Source organism: Neobacillus sp. 19 (assembly GCF_049463095.1).
Taxonomy (GTDB): domain Bacteria; phylum Bacillota; class Bacilli; order Bacillales; family Cytobacillaceae; genus Neobacillus.
The window spans coordinates 140,527-157,261 of sequence record NZ_JBMPZU010000029.1 but is presented as its reverse complement, the minus strand read 5'-3'; the positions used below and the strand labels follow the sequence as shown (position 1 = coordinate 157,261).

Below are 16,735 nucleotides of genomic sequence, written 5' to 3'. Positions count from 1 at the left end.
AAAAAACCTCTTCTCATAAAATAAGAAGAGGAAATATTACCGGCATCGGTTCTCTTCTTATCTTTAAGCAAATCGCTTCTGGAATTGGCACAGTACTCACATAAGTCTGCTGCCGAGGTATCCAAGGGCCAGTCCCTCCACCTCTCTTGATAAGAATATTCTAAAATATTTAACTATAAGTTACCTTACACCTGTTCTGCTATTCTGTCAAATAGAATCAAATAGGTGACTGTCATGTAAGGGTTTTATCCATTTTCAATCTTATTTAAATCCTCACCATTGTACATTTCTAATTGGTGCCGCAGATCCGATATGTAACGCATCATTGCCATTCTCACCACAGATGGATAGTATCGATTGTTAAGCTCCTGTTCACATTCCTCTAAATCCATTTTTTTCACCGAGATAATTTTAGTTAACTCTTCCGTGCTCATAGATCATCCCCCTCATTCTCTTAAGCTATATTTATAGCTATAGGATGGCCATTTTTTTCATAGCTTATACAAAATTCAAACTCCGAATTTTTTTCGAAAAACAATGGTATATTTTACTAGTGCCAAGTAAAATGTACATATAGACCATACATTTTAGAAGGAGGGAATTGTAAATTGATCATTGTGACCACGGAAAATATAGCAAATTATAAAATTACTGAAATTAAGGGTCCGGTATTCGGGCTAACGGTTAGAGCACGCGGAATTGGAAAGGATATCGTCGCTTCCCTGAAGGGTCTTGTGGGCGGAGAAATCAATCAATATACAGAAATGCTCGAGGATGCCCGAAAGCAAGCAATGGATCGGATGGTGCGGAATGCTCAGGCGATGGGGGCAAACGCCATTATCATGATGCGTTTTGACTCTGGTGAAATCGGTCAAAATATGAGTGAAATTGTTGCTTATGGCACGGCTGTTACGGCAGAAAAGGAATAGCCATGAAGTGGATTTTTGGCTATTTCGGTATCCAAATTGCTCTCCTCCTTATATTAATCATCGGCTCTTGGTTTATCTGGGACCGCCGCTTTAAAAAAAGACATGGGCAGCAAGTGCCAGAAGGCTTCATTCGTACAAATGAAGTGTCAATTGATCCGACAACAAAGAAAAGATTAGTTGTTTATTTTAACCCGGATACGGGAGAGCGATTTTATAAGGAAGAATAAGAGAAGCCGGAAGAAAGATCACTTCGTACATTCACATCTTTTGCTTAGAATCGGATAAGTGACTATGTGGCCAAGGGGGAAAAGAATGTTAACAGAGGTTCAATTAAATGAAATAAAAACACTTCAGGAGATTTGCGAGCAAGAAGGTGGATTTCACCTGAAGCTGAATTTCGATATGCTGAAAAATCGGGCGGAACATAGTAAGGAAGATTTGTTCCATTATGAAGACAGCAAACTCGTGGGCTTTCTTGGAAGCTATTATTTTGGAAGTAAAGTAGAGCTTTGTGGAATGGTGCATCCGGATTACCGAAGAAGAGGCATTTTTTCTAAACTGCTGGAAGTGGGACTTAAGGAAGTGAACAGCCAAAATTTCAGGACGATTTTGTTAAATGCCCCAACAGATTCCCAAAGTGCAAAGGAATTTTTAAAAACATTACCTTGTTCATTTACCGTTGCGGAATATCAAATGAAGTGGCAGCAAACGGAATTGACGGAGGATCCGGCTGTTACCGTAAGACCGTCTGTTTCAAATGAAGATGCGGAAGCGGAAATTAAGCTCGATGTATTGGGTTTTGGGTTGTATGATAAGGAAGCACGGCAGATGCATCAGGAGATTGTGGAGAATAGCAGTGATCAAAGGTACATTATTGTAGCTAATGAAAAAACAGCTGGTAAAATCCGCATCTCTGAATCGAATGGTGAAGCATGGATTTATGGTTTCGCTATTTTTCCTGAACTTCGAGGGAAAGGAATCGGAAGAAAGGCATTATCCAAAGTGGTAAAAATGGAGGATCAAAAAGAATTGCCTATTTTTCTGGAGGTAGAGGCCAAAAATGCCCATGCCCTGGGACTCTATGAATCATGCGGATTTAAAAGCTACCATTCGCAAGATTATTATGAATATCAAATGTAGATCGGAAAGTGGCAAATTCATTAATAAGGTACGATTTATTTGTTACTGGAATGATATTTTAAAGCTTTAAATTAGGTATGTATTAATTCGACGGTTTAAATAGATTAGGCATAGTAAACATAATTACAGCAAGCAGATCAAGCCCAATTTTGGGATAAGTCTGCTTGCTTTTTTGTGTTTTATAGCAAGGCAAAATACTTGTGCTAAAATGGAAAATAGAAGGTTTTGAAACACGAAGAAAGGGGTTGGCGTTATGACCATAAAAAAGGTATCTATAATTGGGCTTGGGGCATTGGGGATTTTATTCGGAAATTATTTATCTAAGAGAATGCCGAAAGAGGATTTACGAATCATTGCTGATAAAGATCGAATCAAAAGATATGAGGCGGACAATGTGTATTGTAATGGTGAACCGTGTCATTTTCATTATGTTACGCCTGAGGAAGGCTGCGAACCTGCGGATTTGCTTATTTTTGCCGTGAAATTTAATGGCTTGGAAGATGCAATCCAAGCGGTAAAGCATCATGTTGACGAAAACACGATTATTTTATCCTTATTGAATGGCATATCAAGTGAAACGATTATTGGTGAAACTTACGGAATGGGTAAAGTCTTATATAGTGTGGCACAGGGAATGGACGCCGTTAAAGTAGAAAATAAACTGACGTATGACCATATGGGCATGATTTGCTTTGGAGAAAGGGAACCCGGCTTTAACTCCCAAAAGGTAAAGACGGTGGCCTCGTTTTTTGAAAAAATGGATGTTCCATTTGAGGTGGACCCCAATATGTACAGGAGACAGTGGGGGAAATTTATGCTGAATGTCGGGGTCAACCAAACGGTTGCTGTCCATAAAAGTAATTATGGTGAAGTACAACGCGAAGGCCAAGCTCGGGATAGGATGATTTCAGCAATGAGAGAGGTAATGGCATTATCGGAAAAAGAAGGGGTATGTTTAACCGAGGAAGATTTACAATATTGGTTACAGGTATTGGGCACTTTGAGCCCAGAAGGAAAACCGTCCATGGCCCAAGATGTGGAAGCGAGACGGTTCAGCGAAGTGGAATTATTTGCGGGGACCGTTGTGAAATTAGGTGAAAAACATGTTGTTCCTACGCCTACAAATAATGAGCTGTACCGTAGGATAACGAGTATGGAAAGTCAATATTAGACATGGAAAAGGACAGATATTTTGCTTTTAATTTGGAGTGGAAGATCTGTCGCTTATTGTAATAGAGTAGAAGTGTAGCAGCCTAAAATTTTTTGTGCGAATGTATAGTGCACATTGTTTTCCTGTTAGATTCGCACTTGTTTTTGTGTGTTTTATTACCAAAGATTGGTATAATTATATTGTGTTCTTTAATTATTTAAAGAAAATAGTGATCTTTTGATCAATTATTTCATATTTTTTGGACTTTTTGGTTTAAAATCGCTGTCGCACCCCTTGTGGGTGTGTGGATTGAAATACTTTCGTAGGAGTTAGTGAAGACTTCTTTTTTGTCGCACCCCTTGTGGGTGTGTGGATTGAAATTAATTAATCTAGGAATAGTCATAATCATCATTAAGTCGCACCCCCTGTGGGTGTGTGGATTGAAATCGCTAGATTTCTTCTTTGTTCTGGCTCGTCCAGCGTCGCACCCCTTGTGGGTGTGTGGATTGAAATTGCCCGTGAGATCATCAACGTGGATGACGTGGCAGTCGCACCCCTTGTGGGTGTGTGGATTGAAATCGAAATGAATGGCGAATCGTGGATCTATGGTTTTGTCGCACCCCTTGTGGGTGCGTGGATTGAAATACCAAAGCAAGTTGACATAAGTCCAAACCCATGTGGTCGTACTTTTTGTGAGTGTGTGGATTGAAATAAATATAAACTGCTGTGGAGTTATTTTAAGCTGAAAAGGGCCAGTCTCCTGATTCGATAATATAAATCTCCCGAATCAGGCGATAGAAGCCCATTGCATAATTTGAGTAATGTCGTCTTTCACACTTCCGAAGGCCCGGCTAAAGGGTAATGGTTCCTTCAGGAAAGGATTCTGTAATGTTTGTTTATGGATCCCATCATCGGAATAATTGACATGCTTAAAGGTCACTTCGTGTTTATCGCTTTTTAACATCTAGGACACTTCCTATAGTGGAGAAAACAGACAAACCTTGATCAACAGGGATGTGACAAGCACCGGCATGTGGTTATCAAAAAATTAATTTACTGAACATAAATGTGATAAAAGTAGGGCAGAAGTGTGTTATCCATTGACATTATTGGAAATTAAAGACAATATAGTACTATAGTATGATGTTTTAAAATTATTGACTGAAGAAATTATTCATTTTTAAAGAATGACTCCCAATTGAGATACAACAAGAAGTGCAGAAGATTTACCCTTTTAAAGGGAGGCTTCTGCTTTTTTTGTCTTTTTCTGCATGAACCCTTAAACATAATGAATCCTAAGTTGCAGGTGAAAGAAATTTTGAGAATTAAATAACTAGGAGGTATAAAATGAGCTACATTGCTCACATCCGTGAAAGTGATAATCAGATACAAACAGTGGAAGAGCATTTACTTGATGTAAAAGAATTAGCAGAATCCTATGGTGAAAAAATTGGTGTAAAACATTTAGCAGGACTTGCTGGGGTTTTACATGATTTAGGTAAGTATTCCAATGAATTTAGGAATTACATAATAGAAGCCATAAATAATCCTGATGCACCGCCAAAAAGGGGAAGTGTTGATCATTCTACTGCGGGTGGAAAACTATTATATGAAATGTTTCATTCATCGAAAATCGTTCGCAACACAGCGCTAGTGGCCGAAGTGGTAGGAAATGCAATTATATCCCATCATTCATATCTCCAAGACTTTTTAAATCCTGACTTAGAATCAAATTATTTAAAAAGGGTTCGAGATAAAGAATTGAGTGAGTTTGATAGGTCAAAGCAAGCTTTTTTTGAAAATGTCATGAACCAAAAGGATTTTTACAATTATGTTGGTAAGGCTGCTGAAGAATTAGAGACTTTTTTAGCGAAAGAATCCCCGGAGAATAATGAAAAGCAATTAATGTTTTTAACAAAATTTATTTTTAGTACATTAATTGACGCTGATCGAACAAATACAAGATTATTTGAAGAAAATAATTGCAATGAATCTGTAGAGGATCATAAAGTATTATTTAATACCTATTACGAAAGACTTATGGGAAAAATCAATTCATTTAATCAATATCCGAATGCTAATACTCCTATTAATCTTCTAAGAACAGAGATGTCAGATCAATGTGATCATTTTGGGGGGAATCCATCAGGAATATATACATTATCCATTCCAACCGGCGGCGGGAAAACTTTAGCTAGTTTACGCTATGCATTAAAACACGCCAAACTATTTAACAAAAAACGGATTATTTATGTTGTTCCCTATACAACGATTATTGAGCAAAATGCAGAAGAAGTTAGAAAAATATTAATGGATGAAGCAAACATTTTAGAACATCATTCCAACGTTATAGAAGATGTGAATGATAATGATGAACATCAATCTGGCAAGATGTGTGTCCAGCAAAAGCTAAAACTAGCAAAGGATAATTGGGATTCCCCGATTATCTTCACAACGATGGTCCAATTTTTGAATGTATTTTATGCCAAAGGAAGCAGGAATATTAGAAGGCTGCATAACTTAAGTGAGTCAGTGATTATCTTTGATGAAGTCCAAAAGGTTCCGATTTCATGCGTGTCATTATTTAATCAGGCATTAAATTTTTTAAAAATATATGCACATTCCAGCATGGTGCTATGTACTGCCACCCAACCTGCATTAGATTTTGTTGAACATAAACTAGAAATAAATACGGATGCAGAAATTGTTGAAAATCTGGAGCGTGTAATTGAGGCTTTTAAACGGGTGGAAATTATTGATCAAGCAACTGATAAATTATTTAATACTGAAAAACTTGCCGAATTTATTGAAGAAAAAATGGAAGAAGTTCAGAGTATCTTAGTCATTTTAAATACAAAAACAGTCGTAAAAAAACTATATGAACAATTACTAGAAAAAGAGAAGGTTATTCCTATATACCATCTGAGCACATCGATGTGTGCTACACATCGTAATAAGATTCTAGAGGAAGTAAGATTCCAGCTTAAAGAGGGCAATAAGATCATTTGTATTAGCACCCAGCTGATTGAAGCTGGAGTCGATGTCAGTTTTGATTGTGTGATTCGTTCCTTATCCGGCTTGGATTCTATTGCTCAAGCAGCTGGCAGATGTAATCGGCATGGTGAAAGAAATATTCAAAATGTCTATGTGATTGATCATGAAGAAGAAAAACTTGACCGCTTAAAAGAGATTAAGGTAGGAAAACAGGTCTCACGTAAAATTCTCATTGATATAAAAAAAGACAAATCAAACCACGGGGGACATATTTTATCAACTAAGGCGATGGACAGGTATTTTAAAGAGTTTTATACCGAATTTGAATCAAATTTAAATTATTTTGTACCAAAATTAAAAAAGGAAATGACTGAGTTATTGACAGAAACAAAAACCAAATATAGTTATCATGAAGCCTATTTTAATAATGAAAAAAAGCATCTTCCATTATTCATAACTAATAGTTATAGAACAGCAGCGGAACATTTTCGTGTGATTGATGATATCACCACAGCAGTGCTTGTTCCTTATGGAGCAGGGAAGGATATTATTGCCGAGCTGAATGGAGATGGATCAATTGAAGACCTTTCAAGGTTATTAAAGAAAGCACAGCAGTATACTATTAACCTTTTTAAATATGAAAAGGAACGTTTAGCTGAAAATGAGGGCTTGGTAAGCCTTATGGATGGGGAAATATTAGCTCTAAAAGAAGGGGTGTATAACAAGGAGTTTGGGCTTAATATTGAAAATGACAGTCCTTTTGATTCTCTTATGGTTTAAAACTTTATCTTCAATTAAAGAAAGATTTTCAAATAACATAAATATTTTTCAATCCACGCTTAAGTAGCGACACCCAATCATAACATATTTAAATTTAGGTAAATACAAACCGGAAGGAGGTGAGTACATGAGAAACTCGATTGAATTTGAAGTCTATGGAAATTATGCCTTATTTACCGATCCCTTAACAAAGATGGGCGGGGAAAAGCTATCTTACCAAGTGCCAACTTATCAGGCATTAAAAGGAATTGTTGAAAGTATTTACTGGAAGCCAACGCTGTTAATGGTAGTGGATGAGGTCCGTGTTATGAATGCAATCCGGATGGAGTCAAAGGGGATTCGTCCGATTGAATATGGTGGAGGGAATACGCTGGCCAACTACACGTATTTGAAAGACGTTCGCTACCAAGTTCGCGTTCATTTTATATTTAATCCTCACCGGCCGGATATGGCCTTTGACCGTAACGAACACAAGCACCACAATATTTTGTTACGCTCTCTTAATGCAGGAGGGAGGAGAGATATTTTCCTTGGCACTAGGGAATGCCAAGCATATGTGGAACCATGTGTATTTGGTGAAGGAAAAGGATTTTACGATAATTATGGTGATATTCATCTTGGTACCATGATTCATGGAATCAGTTATCCGGATGAAACAGGCAGAAACGAAATGGAAATACGTTTATGGAGTCCAGTGTTGAAGAATGGCATTATCCAGTTTATTAGACCTGATCAGTGCAAGCAAGTACGAAAAATTACAGATATGAAAATGAAGAAGTTTGATGATACAAATGTGGAATCCGCAGACGATTTACTAAGCCACTTAGAATAGGAGGTGAATATATGAGCTGGTTATTAAATTTATATGAAACCTATGAATCTAATGTAGACCGTGTTGGTGAACTTGAAAAAAAGCATAACGACCAGGAATTTACCCTATTACCTATTTCTCATACTACTCAAAATGCTCATATTGAAGTGGATATTACGGAAGAAGGCGAATACCATTCTGCTAGAGTCATAGATAAGACGGATTTTAGTACATTAATTCCATGTACAGAAGGATCGGCAAGTAGAGCTGGAGCAAAAATAGCACCATACCCACTTCATGATAAATTAAGTTATGTAGCAGGGGATTTCGTAGCTTTTGGTGGAAAAATAAAAGGAGAGGAGCCCTTTTCATATTACCTTGAACAATTAGGAAAATGGGCGAAATCTCCATTTGCTACCAACAAAGTAAAAAGTATTTATAAATATTTAAGCAAGAAACAGTTAATCAAAGACCTTGTAGAAGAAAAGATTTTATATTTGGATGCAAATAATCACCTGATAGAAACATGGGACAAAAAGTTTGAAGCTTTGCACGGTGATAAGCCAGCTATATTTGGTGCCGTGGCCGGTGGACAAGAGAGCGCTTTCGTTAGGTTTAATGTTTATTCACCAAATAAAATTTTGAAAAAGGTATGGAAGGATAATGAGATGTATGAATCCTTTATTCTTTTTTATCAGGATTTATTGGGTGACGAGGATCTTTGTTATGTAACTGGAAAAAAGAAGCCCAGTACTGATAAGCATGCTAATAAAATTCGGAATGCTGCAGATAAGGCAAAATTAATCTCGGCGAATGACACCAGTGGATTTACCTTTAGAGGTAGATTTAACAAAAGTAACGAAGTCGCAAGTATTAGTTATGAAGTATCACAAAAAGCTCATAATGCACTGAAATGGCTAATTAATCGTCAAGGTAAAACCATTGATCAGCGTGTGTTCCTTGTATGGGGAAACGATGAGCTTTCCATCCCTGATCCAATAGAAGATACATTTTCGATTAATCCTATTCCCGTTGAAAAAAGGGAAAGAAAAGCCTTTACCAATCCGGAATTTGCCAATGAAGTGGCTAAGGCTTTAGAAGGATATAAAAATAAATTATCAACAAAATCGAATGTCAATATTATGATTTTAGATTCAGCCACTACGGGTCGTATGGCAGTGCTTTATTATCGAAATTTGGATAAGGAAATATACTTGGACCAGCTTACGAAGTGGCATTCAACTTGTGTATGGATTCATCGTTACCGTAAAGATGACCAAGGTGAACATGTTCAATTTTATGGAGCGCCAGCAACGAAGGATATTGCCTTTGCAGCATATGGAACAAAAGTGAATGACAAAGTAGTCAAAGGGCTAATGGAGCGTATAATTCCTTGTATTATTGATGATAAAAAGATTCCGTTTGATATTGTTAAAAGTGCTTTTTATCGTGCCTCAAATCCAGTGTCAATGGAGAAGTGGGAATGGGAAAAAACACTTAGCATAGCCTGTGCACTCATCAACCAAAAGGAGGGATATAATGTGGCGCTTAATATAGAAAATAATGACCGTGATTATTTGTTTGGACGTTTATTAGCAGTTGCTGATGTTTTAGAAAGACGTGCCTTAGGTTCGGAGGAAACACGTTCCAGTAATGCAATTCGTTATATGAATTCATTTTCTAAAAATCCCGCAAGAACATGGAAAACGATTCAGGAGAGCCTGCAGCCGTATCAAGCACGACTCGGTACAAAAGCTTGGTATTTATCGAGCCTAATTGATGAAGTGGCTTCAAGAATAGATGTTGATGATTTTAATAATAAACCATTATCAGGTAAGTATTTGTTAGGGTTTTATAGTCAACGGCATGATTTATATCAGAAAAAGGAAAAAAATAATGCGACTGAGGAAGTATCAAATTAAGAGGGGGAAAGGAACATGACAATTTTAGACCACAAAGTTGATTTTGCTGTTGTATTATCTGTAACGAAGGCTAATCCAAATGGAGATCCGTTGAACGGAAATCGTCCAAGACAAAATTACGATGGTCATGGTGAAATATCTGATGTAGCAATAAAGAGAAAAATTAGAAATCGTCTTCAGGATATGGGGGAATCTATTTTTGTCCAATCTAATGATAGAAATATAGATGATTTAAAAAGTTTAAGAGAACGTGCTGAGTCTAATATAGCACTTCAAAAAATATTAAAATCTAAAAATAGTTCTAGTGATGAATTTGCGGCGATAGCGTGTGAACAATGGATTGATGTTAGAAGCTTCGGACAGGTCTTTGCCTTCAAAGGTTCAGGTTCTGGAGCGGGTGTATCCGTTGGGGTAAGAGGACCTGTATCTATTCATACAGCAACAAGTGTTGACCCCATTGACATTACAAGCATGCAAATTACAAAAAGTGTTAACTCAGAGCCTGGAAAGGAAAAAGGATCAGACACAATGGGGATGAAACACCGTGTGGATTTTGGAGTTTATGTTTTTTACGGCAGCATTAATACACAGCTGGCGGAAAAAACCAGATTTACAAATGAGGATGCAGAAAAAATTAAACAGGCCCTTGTTACATTGTTCGAAAATGATTCATCAGCTGCTAGACCTGATGGAAGTATGGAAGTGAATAAGGTTTATTGGTGGGAACATAATTCTAAACTAGGTCAATATTCATCTGCTAAAGTTCATCGTTTAATAGATATTAAACATAATGTTGAAGAACCTAAAAGGTTTGACGATTATTCCATCATCTTAAACGGATTAGAAGGTTTAAAGGTCGATGTCATAGATGGACTATAATGAAGAAGACAATTATTTGATGTTGTCCGGCATTCAGCATTTTCAATTTTGCCGTCGCCAATGGGCACTCATACATATCGAGCAGCAATGGGAAGAGAACGTGAGGACTGTAGAAGGGCAATATCTCCATCGAAAGACGGATGAGCCCTTTATTAGAGAAAAACGAGGGAATAAACTAATTGTTCGTGCGATGCCTGTTAAATCAAATGAGCTTAAAATTTCGGGTATTTGTGATGTGGTAGAGTTTGTTGAAGATAAAAACGGTGTAGAGATAAGTGGTGCTGAAGGTAAATATATAGTGTATCCAATTGAATATAAACGTGGGAAACCAAAGATGGACGATTCAGATATCTTGCAATTAACCGCACAAGCTGTATGTTTAGAGGAAATGTTGCTCTGTGAAATAAATATAGGTTTTATGTTTTATAACGAAATAAAGCATAGAGTCGAAGTTCCCCTAACAGTAGAGTATAAAAATAAAGTCAGATCAATAGTATCGGAAATGAACGACTATTACAATTGCAGACATACACCTAAAGTCAAAACAGGTGCTTTTTGCAAAAGCTGTTCCCTACAAAATATATGTTTACCTGAATTAATGAATAAACGGACTGTAAAAAGTTATATTGATGGGAAGATTGCTGAATGAAGAAGCTTTTGAATACCATGTTTATTAATCAAACAGACGTCTATTTATCTTTAGACGGGGATAACATTGTCCTCCTTAAGGAACAGGAAACACTGGGCAGGCTCCCGCTTCATAACCTGGAATCAGTGGTTTCGTTTGGTTATACTGGTGCAAGCCCGGCACTAATGGGTTATTGTGCAGAAAGAAATATTTCTTTAATATTTTTTACGAAGAATGGACGATATCTTGCTCGGGTAATTGGAAAAAGCAAGGGGAACGTCGTTCTTAGAAAGAAACAATATCGTGTATCAGATGATGAAGGTGTGTCTGCGAAAATTGCACGTAACTTTATTGTTGGTAAGATTTATAATAATAAATGGATCATCGAAAGAATGACTAGAGATTATCCCCTACGAGTAAATGTGGCGCAATTTAAAGAGATTTCTAAGCATTTATCGTCTCTAATTTTAGAAGTTAGGGAATGTGGGGATTTAGAAAGATTAAGAGGTTTAGAAGGTCAAGCGGCTATCAGTTACAATAAACTGTTCGATCAAATGATATTACAGCAAAAAGAAGATTTTTATTTTAAGATGCGTTCAAGGAGACCGCCGTTAGATAACGTAAATGCTATGCTGTCTTTTGCTTATACGTTATTAGCCAATGATATGGCATCTGCATTAGAAGGTGTTGGGCTGGATGCTTATGTCGGTTTTTTGTATCGAGATCGCCCTGGAAGAGTTTCGCTGGCATTAGATGTTATGGAAGAGCTGCGTGGTGTTTATGCAGATAGGTTTGTCTTGTCATTAATTAATAAAAAGGTTGTAAATAAAGATGACTTTTTAAAAAAGGAAAATGGCGCTGTAATTATGTCGGATGAGGCAAGAAAGAAGTTTTTATCAGCCTGGCAAAATAAAAAACAAGAAAAGATAACGCATCCCTATTTGGGTGAAAAAATACCTTGGGGGTTAGTACCACATGCACAGGCTTTACTATTGGCTCGGTTTTTACGTAATGATCTAGATGAGTATCCGCCCTTTTTGTGGAAGTAGGTGTAATAATTGTTAGTGTTAGTTACGTATGACGTAAGTACCGTTAGTAGTGGTGGAAAAAGAAGACTTCGGAAGGTTTCAAAGGCGTGTCAAAATTATGGGCTTCGTGTCCAAAATTCAGTATTTGAATGTAATGTAGATGCCACTCAATTTGCTACTTTAAAGATAAAACTAACTGAAATTATTGATGAAGCAGAAGATAGTCTAAGGTTCTATCAGCTAGGTAATAATTATAAGACCAAGGTTGAGCATATTGGAGTGAAAGAATCTATCGATTTGGAAAACCCTTTAATTTTTTAGTGCGAATGTAAAGCGAACATGGTAACCCTACTAGGTTCGCACCACATTTCGTGCGGTTAATTACCAAAATTAGGTATAATAATAGTGTGTTCTTTATTTATTAAAGAAAATGGTGTGTTTTTGATCAATTATGTCGTATTTTTTTGTTGTTTTGGTCAAAAATCGCTGTCGCACTCCTCGTGAGTGCGTGGATTGAAATAAGGATGAAGGGTTATCGTCGCACTCCTCGTGAGGTCGCACTCCTCGTGAGTGCGTGGATTGAAATCTAAACTGGTCCTTTTTGTGTTACGGCGGGTCATAGTCGCACTCCTCGTGAGTGCGTGGATTGAAATTGATTGTGTAACATCAGGAACAACACCCTTGTTAAGTCGCACTCCTCGTGAGTGCGTGGATTGAAATCCATAACTTTTGAAGCCAATCCCACAATCCTAGACGTCGCACTCCTCGTGAGTGCGTGGATTGAAATGTAAGTGCGGCAGCTGGTGTAACTCGTAAATTCGTGTCGCACTCCTCGTGAGTGCGTGGATTGAAATATTTTCGAGACAAGAGACGCCGTGCAAGGCTTCGGTCGCACTCCTCGTGAGTGCGTGGATTGAAATGTTTTCTATCATAGCAATAGACGAGGTGCAAAACGTCGCACTCCTCGTGAGTGCGTGGATTGAAATTGATCTCTAGTGAAGCAAATGAGGAATTGCAGGCGTTGCACTCCTCGTGAGTGCGTGGATTGAAATCTACCATAATTGCCATGATGCCAATCCCAACAGGGTCGCATTCCTCGTGAGTGCGTGGATTGAAATATAATACTGGTGTGTATCATATGGATCTGATTGTGTCGCACTCCTCGTGAGTGCGTGGATTGAAATAATACCAGTAATATATTCTGTAAATACAGCAACCGTCGCACTCCTCGTGAGTGCGTGGATTGAAATATTCGTAATACCTAATGGTGTAAATCGTGGAGGTGTCGCACTCCTCGTGAGTGCGTGGATTGAAATGTATGGAGGAAGAATAACGGTAAGGAACGTGAAAGGTCGCACTCCTCGTGAGTGCGTGGATTGAAATATCTCGCGTTCTTGGTACGCGGCTGTACTGATCAGGTCGCACTCCTCGTGAGTGCGTGGATTGAAATAGACACAAAAAACTACCAATCCAAGCGTACAATAAGTCGCACTCCTCGTGAGTGCGTGGATTGAAATTTATCCAAACTGCATCGGAATAGGCTGACCTTTTGTCGCACTCCTCGTGAGTGCGTGGATTGAAATTATTTTTCACTCGACTCACACCTAACTAAAATCAGTCGCACTCCTCGTGAGTGCGTGGATTGAAATCGTCACCAGCCGCCCAAGCAATTTCATCGAAAGGGTCCACTCCTCGTGAGTGCGTGGATTGAAATTTAAATGATTTCTGGACAAAGTCTATGATCTATCGTCGCACTCTTCGAGAGTGTGTGGATGGAAACCTTAAGAATCAAATTATTCATACAGTATTAAATTGAAAAAGTCTAAATTTACAAAACCTGAGTATTATTTTAATAAGAAAAGGAGGCGATAGGGTGAAATCAATTGGAATCTTGGGAGTCGGTCAAGCCGGCGGGAATATTGCGGAAATTGCGGCAAGTATGGGCTTTCAAACTGCGCTTATTAATACGAACCAGCGCGATGGAATAGTGAATACAAGAGTAGAAAAGAAATATTTTGTTCCGGGGTATAATGGCGCTGGGCAAGATCGCTCAATTGGATTACGCGCCGTGAATGATCATTATAGAGAACTAATTGAATTTGTCCAGGGTGCTTTTAAAAACATTAAGCTTTTATTAGTAGCTTTTTCTACTGATGGAGGTACGGGCTCTGGTATGAGTCCGTTATTGATTGATCTATTATTAGATAATCTGCCAGGTATCAAGGTGGGGGCAATCGCGGTTGTACCCGATCGAAACGTATTAGCTGGAAATCGAATAAATGCCGCTGAGTGTATGGAGGAGATATCGAAAATAGACTCGCTTTCATCGGTGTTCCTAGTCGACAATGATCAGTTGCGTAAATTAAACCCACAATCTAGTAAACATCAAATCTACCTTTCCTCTAATCACCAAGCCGTGGAAGCGATAAATAATGTGCTTCAGGTAACGAAAAAGAGTTCCTTTTATGGAAACTTTGATGAAACAGATCTAATGAATATACTCTGGACTAGAGGCGTCACGATTATTGCTTCAACTGCAATAACAGATGCTAAGACTTCCTCGGATGTAACGAATAAAATCCAGCAATCTTGGGTTAACTCCATCTTTTGTCCTGTCGAAGCATCGGGTGTCATTCGCGCAGGGGTAATCTATGAAGGGCCAGAGAAAATGGCGAATTTGATTAATGTTCCTGGAATTTTCGAAAGGGTAGGGGAACCGCTGGAATTATTCGAAGGAACCTATATCACTGAATCTGACCCGACTATAACGACAATCCTAGCGGGAATGCCGTTTCCGAGCCGGCGGATGTTGGCGCTTGAGGAATCCCTGGAGAAAAATAAAGATCGGTTACAAAAACTTGTTAACAAGGAGCATACCCAGAAGTATGAGTCACGAATTTCATGGGCCTCCAACTTAAAAGCAAAACCTCAAGAAAGAAAAACGGGAAGCATTTCATCGAAGTTATCAAAATATCAAAAATAAACGCAGGAAGGGTCAGCCTCCCGTTGATTTTATTCAACGGGAGGCTGACCCTTTATTCTTTTTTACTATATTTACTTTTGTCCTGTTCAATAGCCGCTAGCGCTAATTTTTTAATCGTCATATCGTCCATTGGCGGATTGTGCAGACCGGCCCTTACGTCGCGATAATACCGCTGCAGGGGATTACTACGCTTAAGACTTTGTGCGCCGACAATCCTCATGGCTTTATCGACAATCGTAATCGCCGAGTTTGTTACCGTATGCTTAACGACGCCAAGTTCATGATCGATATAACCCCTGCGCTCTTCATCATCATATGCTTCAGCAACACTGTAGATCAGATGTCTAGCCCGAATCAATTCTAGATCAATTTCCCCTAAAAGCTGCTGTACATTCGGTAATTGGCTGATGGGTCCGTTTAGACTGTTTGGTGCATGATGGTTAGCAAAATGGACAGCATAATCACGTGCTGCTTGGGCGATGCCGAGATAACAGGCAGGGATATGCAGAATCCAGCCGTTTATTTTGCCGCCCCTTGGAAAATCGGGCAGTTCGACAAGGTTGGAATCTTCGACGATGACATGATCCAAAACAAGGTTGTGGCTCCCTGTCCCTCTCATAGCAATGACATCCCATGTTTCATCAATTGCTAATCCCTCTAAGTCTTTATGAAGCAGGAAAAATCCCACCTTCTGCTTTTCTTCAATCCATGCCGATGTTAGAAAATAAGTTAATACAGGAGACATGGTGGTAAATGTTTTCCGCCCTGTCAGCACCCAGGCCCCGTCTTTTTTGACTGCGGTTGTTCCGGGACGCCCCCCTCTTGTTGGGCTGCCTGTTTGCGCTTCACTTACTGCCCGGTTCACTAAAGCGCCGTTAAGAACTTCTTTCGCGAAAAAGTTCAATTTTTCCTGATTCCAAAGCTTTGTTTCAAAGAGTTCGCCTACCACCCCGAGATTCCAACCCATTGCAAGTCCAGTCGTTCCATCAAAACTCGCCAGTGCTTCTTGCAGGAGGACCATATCATAGACCTTTAATCCTGCTCCGCCGAATTCAACTGGGAGGGTGATGCTTGAATAACCCATCTCCACTAAATCTTGAATATTTTCTTTTGGGAAAACCGCCAATTCATCAATTTCCGCCGACTTATTTTTAAATTTTTCCTCTTTTTCTCGTAATTTCTGCAGCCATTTCTTTTGATTTTCCGTTTTTATGAATAAGGTAAGCATAGTTTCCCTCCTAATTCTTTATCGATTGTTTTATGATAATTCCGACTTATTATATAGGAATTAATGATAGCGAAGCTTACTGGGACTGTCAAGAGATTTGATAGACCTTAATTTGTCATCCTTTTAAGATTTTACATAATAACTACCCAGTCTTAACATTGTCTCAATGAATAGGATGTATTGTATTAATTAAAGAAAAATAATTTGATAGATTCAAAATATGAATTAATTGTATAATATAAATGTTCAAAAAATGAATCTAT

General features: G+C 38.3%; 15 protein-coding genes, 2 CRISPR repeat arrays and 1 riboswitch. Of the genes, 12 read left to right on the top strand and 3 right to left on the bottom strand.

Features of this window, described 5'->3' with window-relative positions; translation table 11 throughout:
• Positions 1-54 precede the first annotated feature (54 nt).
• Positions 55-156: riboswitch (SAM riboswitch) on the bottom strand.
• Positions 157-245: 89 nt separating this feature from the next.
• Positions 246-434, bottom strand: coding sequence for a hypothetical protein (locus ACO1D1_RS07360; protein WP_149868435.1), 189 nt, complete (start codon positions 432-434; stop codon positions 246-248).
• A gap of 174 nt (positions 435-608) precedes the next feature.
• Between ACO1D1_RS07360 and ACO1D1_RS07355 the strand changes: the two genes are divergently transcribed.
• From ACO1D1_RS07355 to ACO1D1_RS07340, 4 genes are all read left to right on the top strand, one after another.
• Positions 609-929, top strand: a complete 321-nt coding sequence (locus tag ACO1D1_RS07355) for a YbjQ family protein (protein WP_149868436.1) — start codon at positions 609-611, stop codon at positions 927-929.
• A 2-nt stretch (positions 930-931) separates the two neighbouring features.
• On the top strand, positions 932-1,156 hold the full coding sequence (locus ACO1D1_RS07350; RefSeq protein WP_149868437.1) for a hypothetical protein: 225 nt from the start codon (positions 932-934) through the stop codon (positions 1,154-1,156).
• 85 nt (positions 1,157-1,241) lie between these two features.
• Positions 1,242-2,069, top strand: coding sequence for a GNAT family N-acetyltransferase (locus ACO1D1_RS07345; protein WP_423335443.1), 828 nt, complete (start codon positions 1,242-1,244; stop codon positions 2,067-2,069).
• A gap of 253 nt (positions 2,070-2,322) precedes the next feature.
• On the top strand, positions 2,323-3,240 hold the full coding sequence (locus tag ACO1D1_RS07340) for a ketopantoate reductase family protein (protein WP_423335442.1): 918 nt from the start codon (positions 2,323-2,325) through the stop codon (positions 3,238-3,240).
• A gap of 263 nt (positions 3,241-3,503) precedes the next feature.
• A CRISPR array of direct repeats spans positions 3,504-3,931; the repeat unit is 32 nt; unit sequence GTCGCACCCCTTGTGGGTGTGTGGATTGAAAT.
• A 75-nt stretch (positions 3,932-4,006) separates the two neighbouring features.
• Here the strand turns inward: ACO1D1_RS07340 and ACO1D1_RS07335 are convergent.
• Positions 4,007-4,183, bottom strand: coding sequence for a hypothetical protein (locus ACO1D1_RS07335; protein ID WP_423335441.1), 177 nt, complete (start codon positions 4,181-4,183; stop codon positions 4,007-4,009).
• 383 nt (positions 4,184-4,566) lie between these two features.
• Between ACO1D1_RS07335 and cas3 the strand changes: the two genes are divergently transcribed.
• The 8 genes from cas3 (at position 4,567) to ACO1D1_RS07295 (ending at position 15,244) form a co-directional block, all read left to right on the top strand.
• A complete protein-coding gene (gene cas3, locus ACO1D1_RS07330; RefSeq protein ID WP_423335440.1) occupies positions 4,567-6,993 on the top strand; it encodes a CRISPR-associated helicase Cas3' in 2,427 nt (808 codons plus the stop codon).
• Between the two features lie 127 nt (positions 6,994-7,120).
• On the top strand, positions 7,121-7,825 hold the full coding sequence (gene cas5c / locus ACO1D1_RS07325; RefSeq protein ID WP_423335439.1) for a type I-C CRISPR-associated protein Cas5c: 705 nt from the start codon (positions 7,121-7,123) through the stop codon (positions 7,823-7,825).
• Positions 7,826-7,836: 11 nt separating this feature from the next.
• Positions 7,837-9,726, top strand: coding sequence for a type I-C CRISPR-associated protein Cas8c/Csd1 (cas8c, locus tag ACO1D1_RS07320; protein WP_423335438.1), 1,890 nt, complete (start codon positions 7,837-7,839; stop codon positions 9,724-9,726).
• A gap of 15 nt (positions 9,727-9,741) precedes the next feature.
• Positions 9,742-10,605 (top strand): type I-C CRISPR-associated protein Cas7/Csd2, encoded by an 864-nt coding sequence (gene cas7c, locus ACO1D1_RS07315; protein ID WP_423335437.1) that lies wholly within the window; start codon positions 9,742-9,744, stop codon positions 10,603-10,605.
• Positions 10,595-11,254, top strand: coding sequence for a CRISPR-associated protein Cas4 (gene cas4 / locus ACO1D1_RS07310; RefSeq protein WP_423335436.1), 660 nt, complete (start codon positions 10,595-10,597; stop codon positions 11,252-11,254). Before cas7c ends, cas4 begins: the two co-directional genes overlap by 11 nt.
• Positions 11,251-12,282, top strand: coding sequence for a type I-C CRISPR-associated endonuclease Cas1c (cas1c, locus tag ACO1D1_RS07305; protein WP_423335435.1), 1,032 nt, complete (start codon positions 11,251-11,253; stop codon positions 12,280-12,282). Before cas4 ends, cas1c begins: the two co-directional genes overlap by 4 nt.
• A gap of 9 nt (positions 12,283-12,291) precedes the next feature.
• Positions 12,292-12,582, top strand: coding sequence for a CRISPR-associated endonuclease Cas2 (gene cas2, locus ACO1D1_RS07300; protein WP_423335434.1), 291 nt, complete (start codon positions 12,292-12,294; stop codon positions 12,580-12,582).
• Between the two features lie 167 nt (positions 12,583-12,749).
• A CRISPR array of direct repeats spans positions 12,750-14,041; the repeat unit is 32 nt; unit sequence GTCGCACTCCTCGTGAGTGCGTGGATTGAAAT.
• A 93-nt stretch (positions 14,042-14,134) separates the two neighbouring features.
• Complete coding sequence (locus tag ACO1D1_RS07295) at positions 14,135-15,244, top strand: cell division protein FtsZ (protein WP_149868446.1); 1,110 nt, start codon at positions 14,135-14,137, stop codon at positions 15,242-15,244.
• Between the two features lie 52 nt (positions 15,245-15,296).
• Here ACO1D1_RS07295 and ACO1D1_RS07290 read toward each other — a convergent pair whose 3' ends face one another.
• Positions 15,297-16,472, bottom strand: coding sequence for an acyl-CoA dehydrogenase family protein (locus ACO1D1_RS07290; RefSeq protein ID WP_423335433.1), 1,176 nt, complete (start codon positions 16,470-16,472; stop codon positions 15,297-15,299).
• Positions 16,473-16,735: the final 263 nt, after the last annotated feature.

Bases quoted from the DNA above. Each gene is read 5' to 3' on its own strand.
- ACO1D1_RS07360 (WP_149868435.1), bottom strand. From the start codon at position 434: ATGAGCACGGAAGAGTTAACTAAAATTATCTCGGTGAAAAAAATGGAT.
- ACO1D1_RS07350 (WP_149868437.1), top strand. From the start codon at position 932: ATGAAGTGGATTTTTGGCTATTTCGGTATCCAAATTGCTCTCCTCCTT.
- ACO1D1_RS07345 (WP_423335443.1), top strand. From the start codon at position 1,242: ATGTTAACAGAGGTTCAATTAAATGAAATAAAAACACTTCAGGAGATT.
- ACO1D1_RS07340 (WP_423335442.1), top strand. From the start codon at position 2,323: ATGACCATAAAAAAGGTATCTATAATTGGGCTTGGGGCATTGGGGATT.
- ACO1D1_RS07335 (WP_423335441.1), bottom strand. From the start codon at position 4,183: ATGTTAAAAAGCGATAAACACGAAGTGACCTTTAAGCATGTCAATTAT.
- cas3 (WP_423335440.1), top strand. From the start codon at position 4,567: ATGAGCTACATTGCTCACATCCGTGAAAGTGATAATCAGATACAAACA.
- cas5c (WP_423335439.1), top strand. From the start codon at position 7,121: ATGAGAAACTCGATTGAATTTGAAGTCTATGGAAATTATGCCTTATTT.
- cas8c (WP_423335438.1), top strand. From the start codon at position 7,837: ATGAGCTGGTTATTAAATTTATATGAAACCTATGAATCTAATGTAGAC.
- cas7c (WP_423335437.1), top strand. From the start codon at position 9,742: ATGACAATTTTAGACCACAAAGTTGATTTTGCTGTTGTATTATCTGTA.
- cas4 (WP_423335436.1), top strand. From the start codon at position 10,595: ATGGACTATAATGAAGAAGACAATTATTTGATGTTGTCCGGCATTCAG.
- cas1c (WP_423335435.1), top strand. From the start codon at position 11,251: ATGAAGAAGCTTTTGAATACCATGTTTATTAATCAAACAGACGTCTAT.
- ACO1D1_RS07290 (WP_423335433.1), bottom strand. From the start codon at position 16,472: ATGCTTACCTTATTCATAAAAACGGAAAATCAAAAGAAATGGCTGCAG.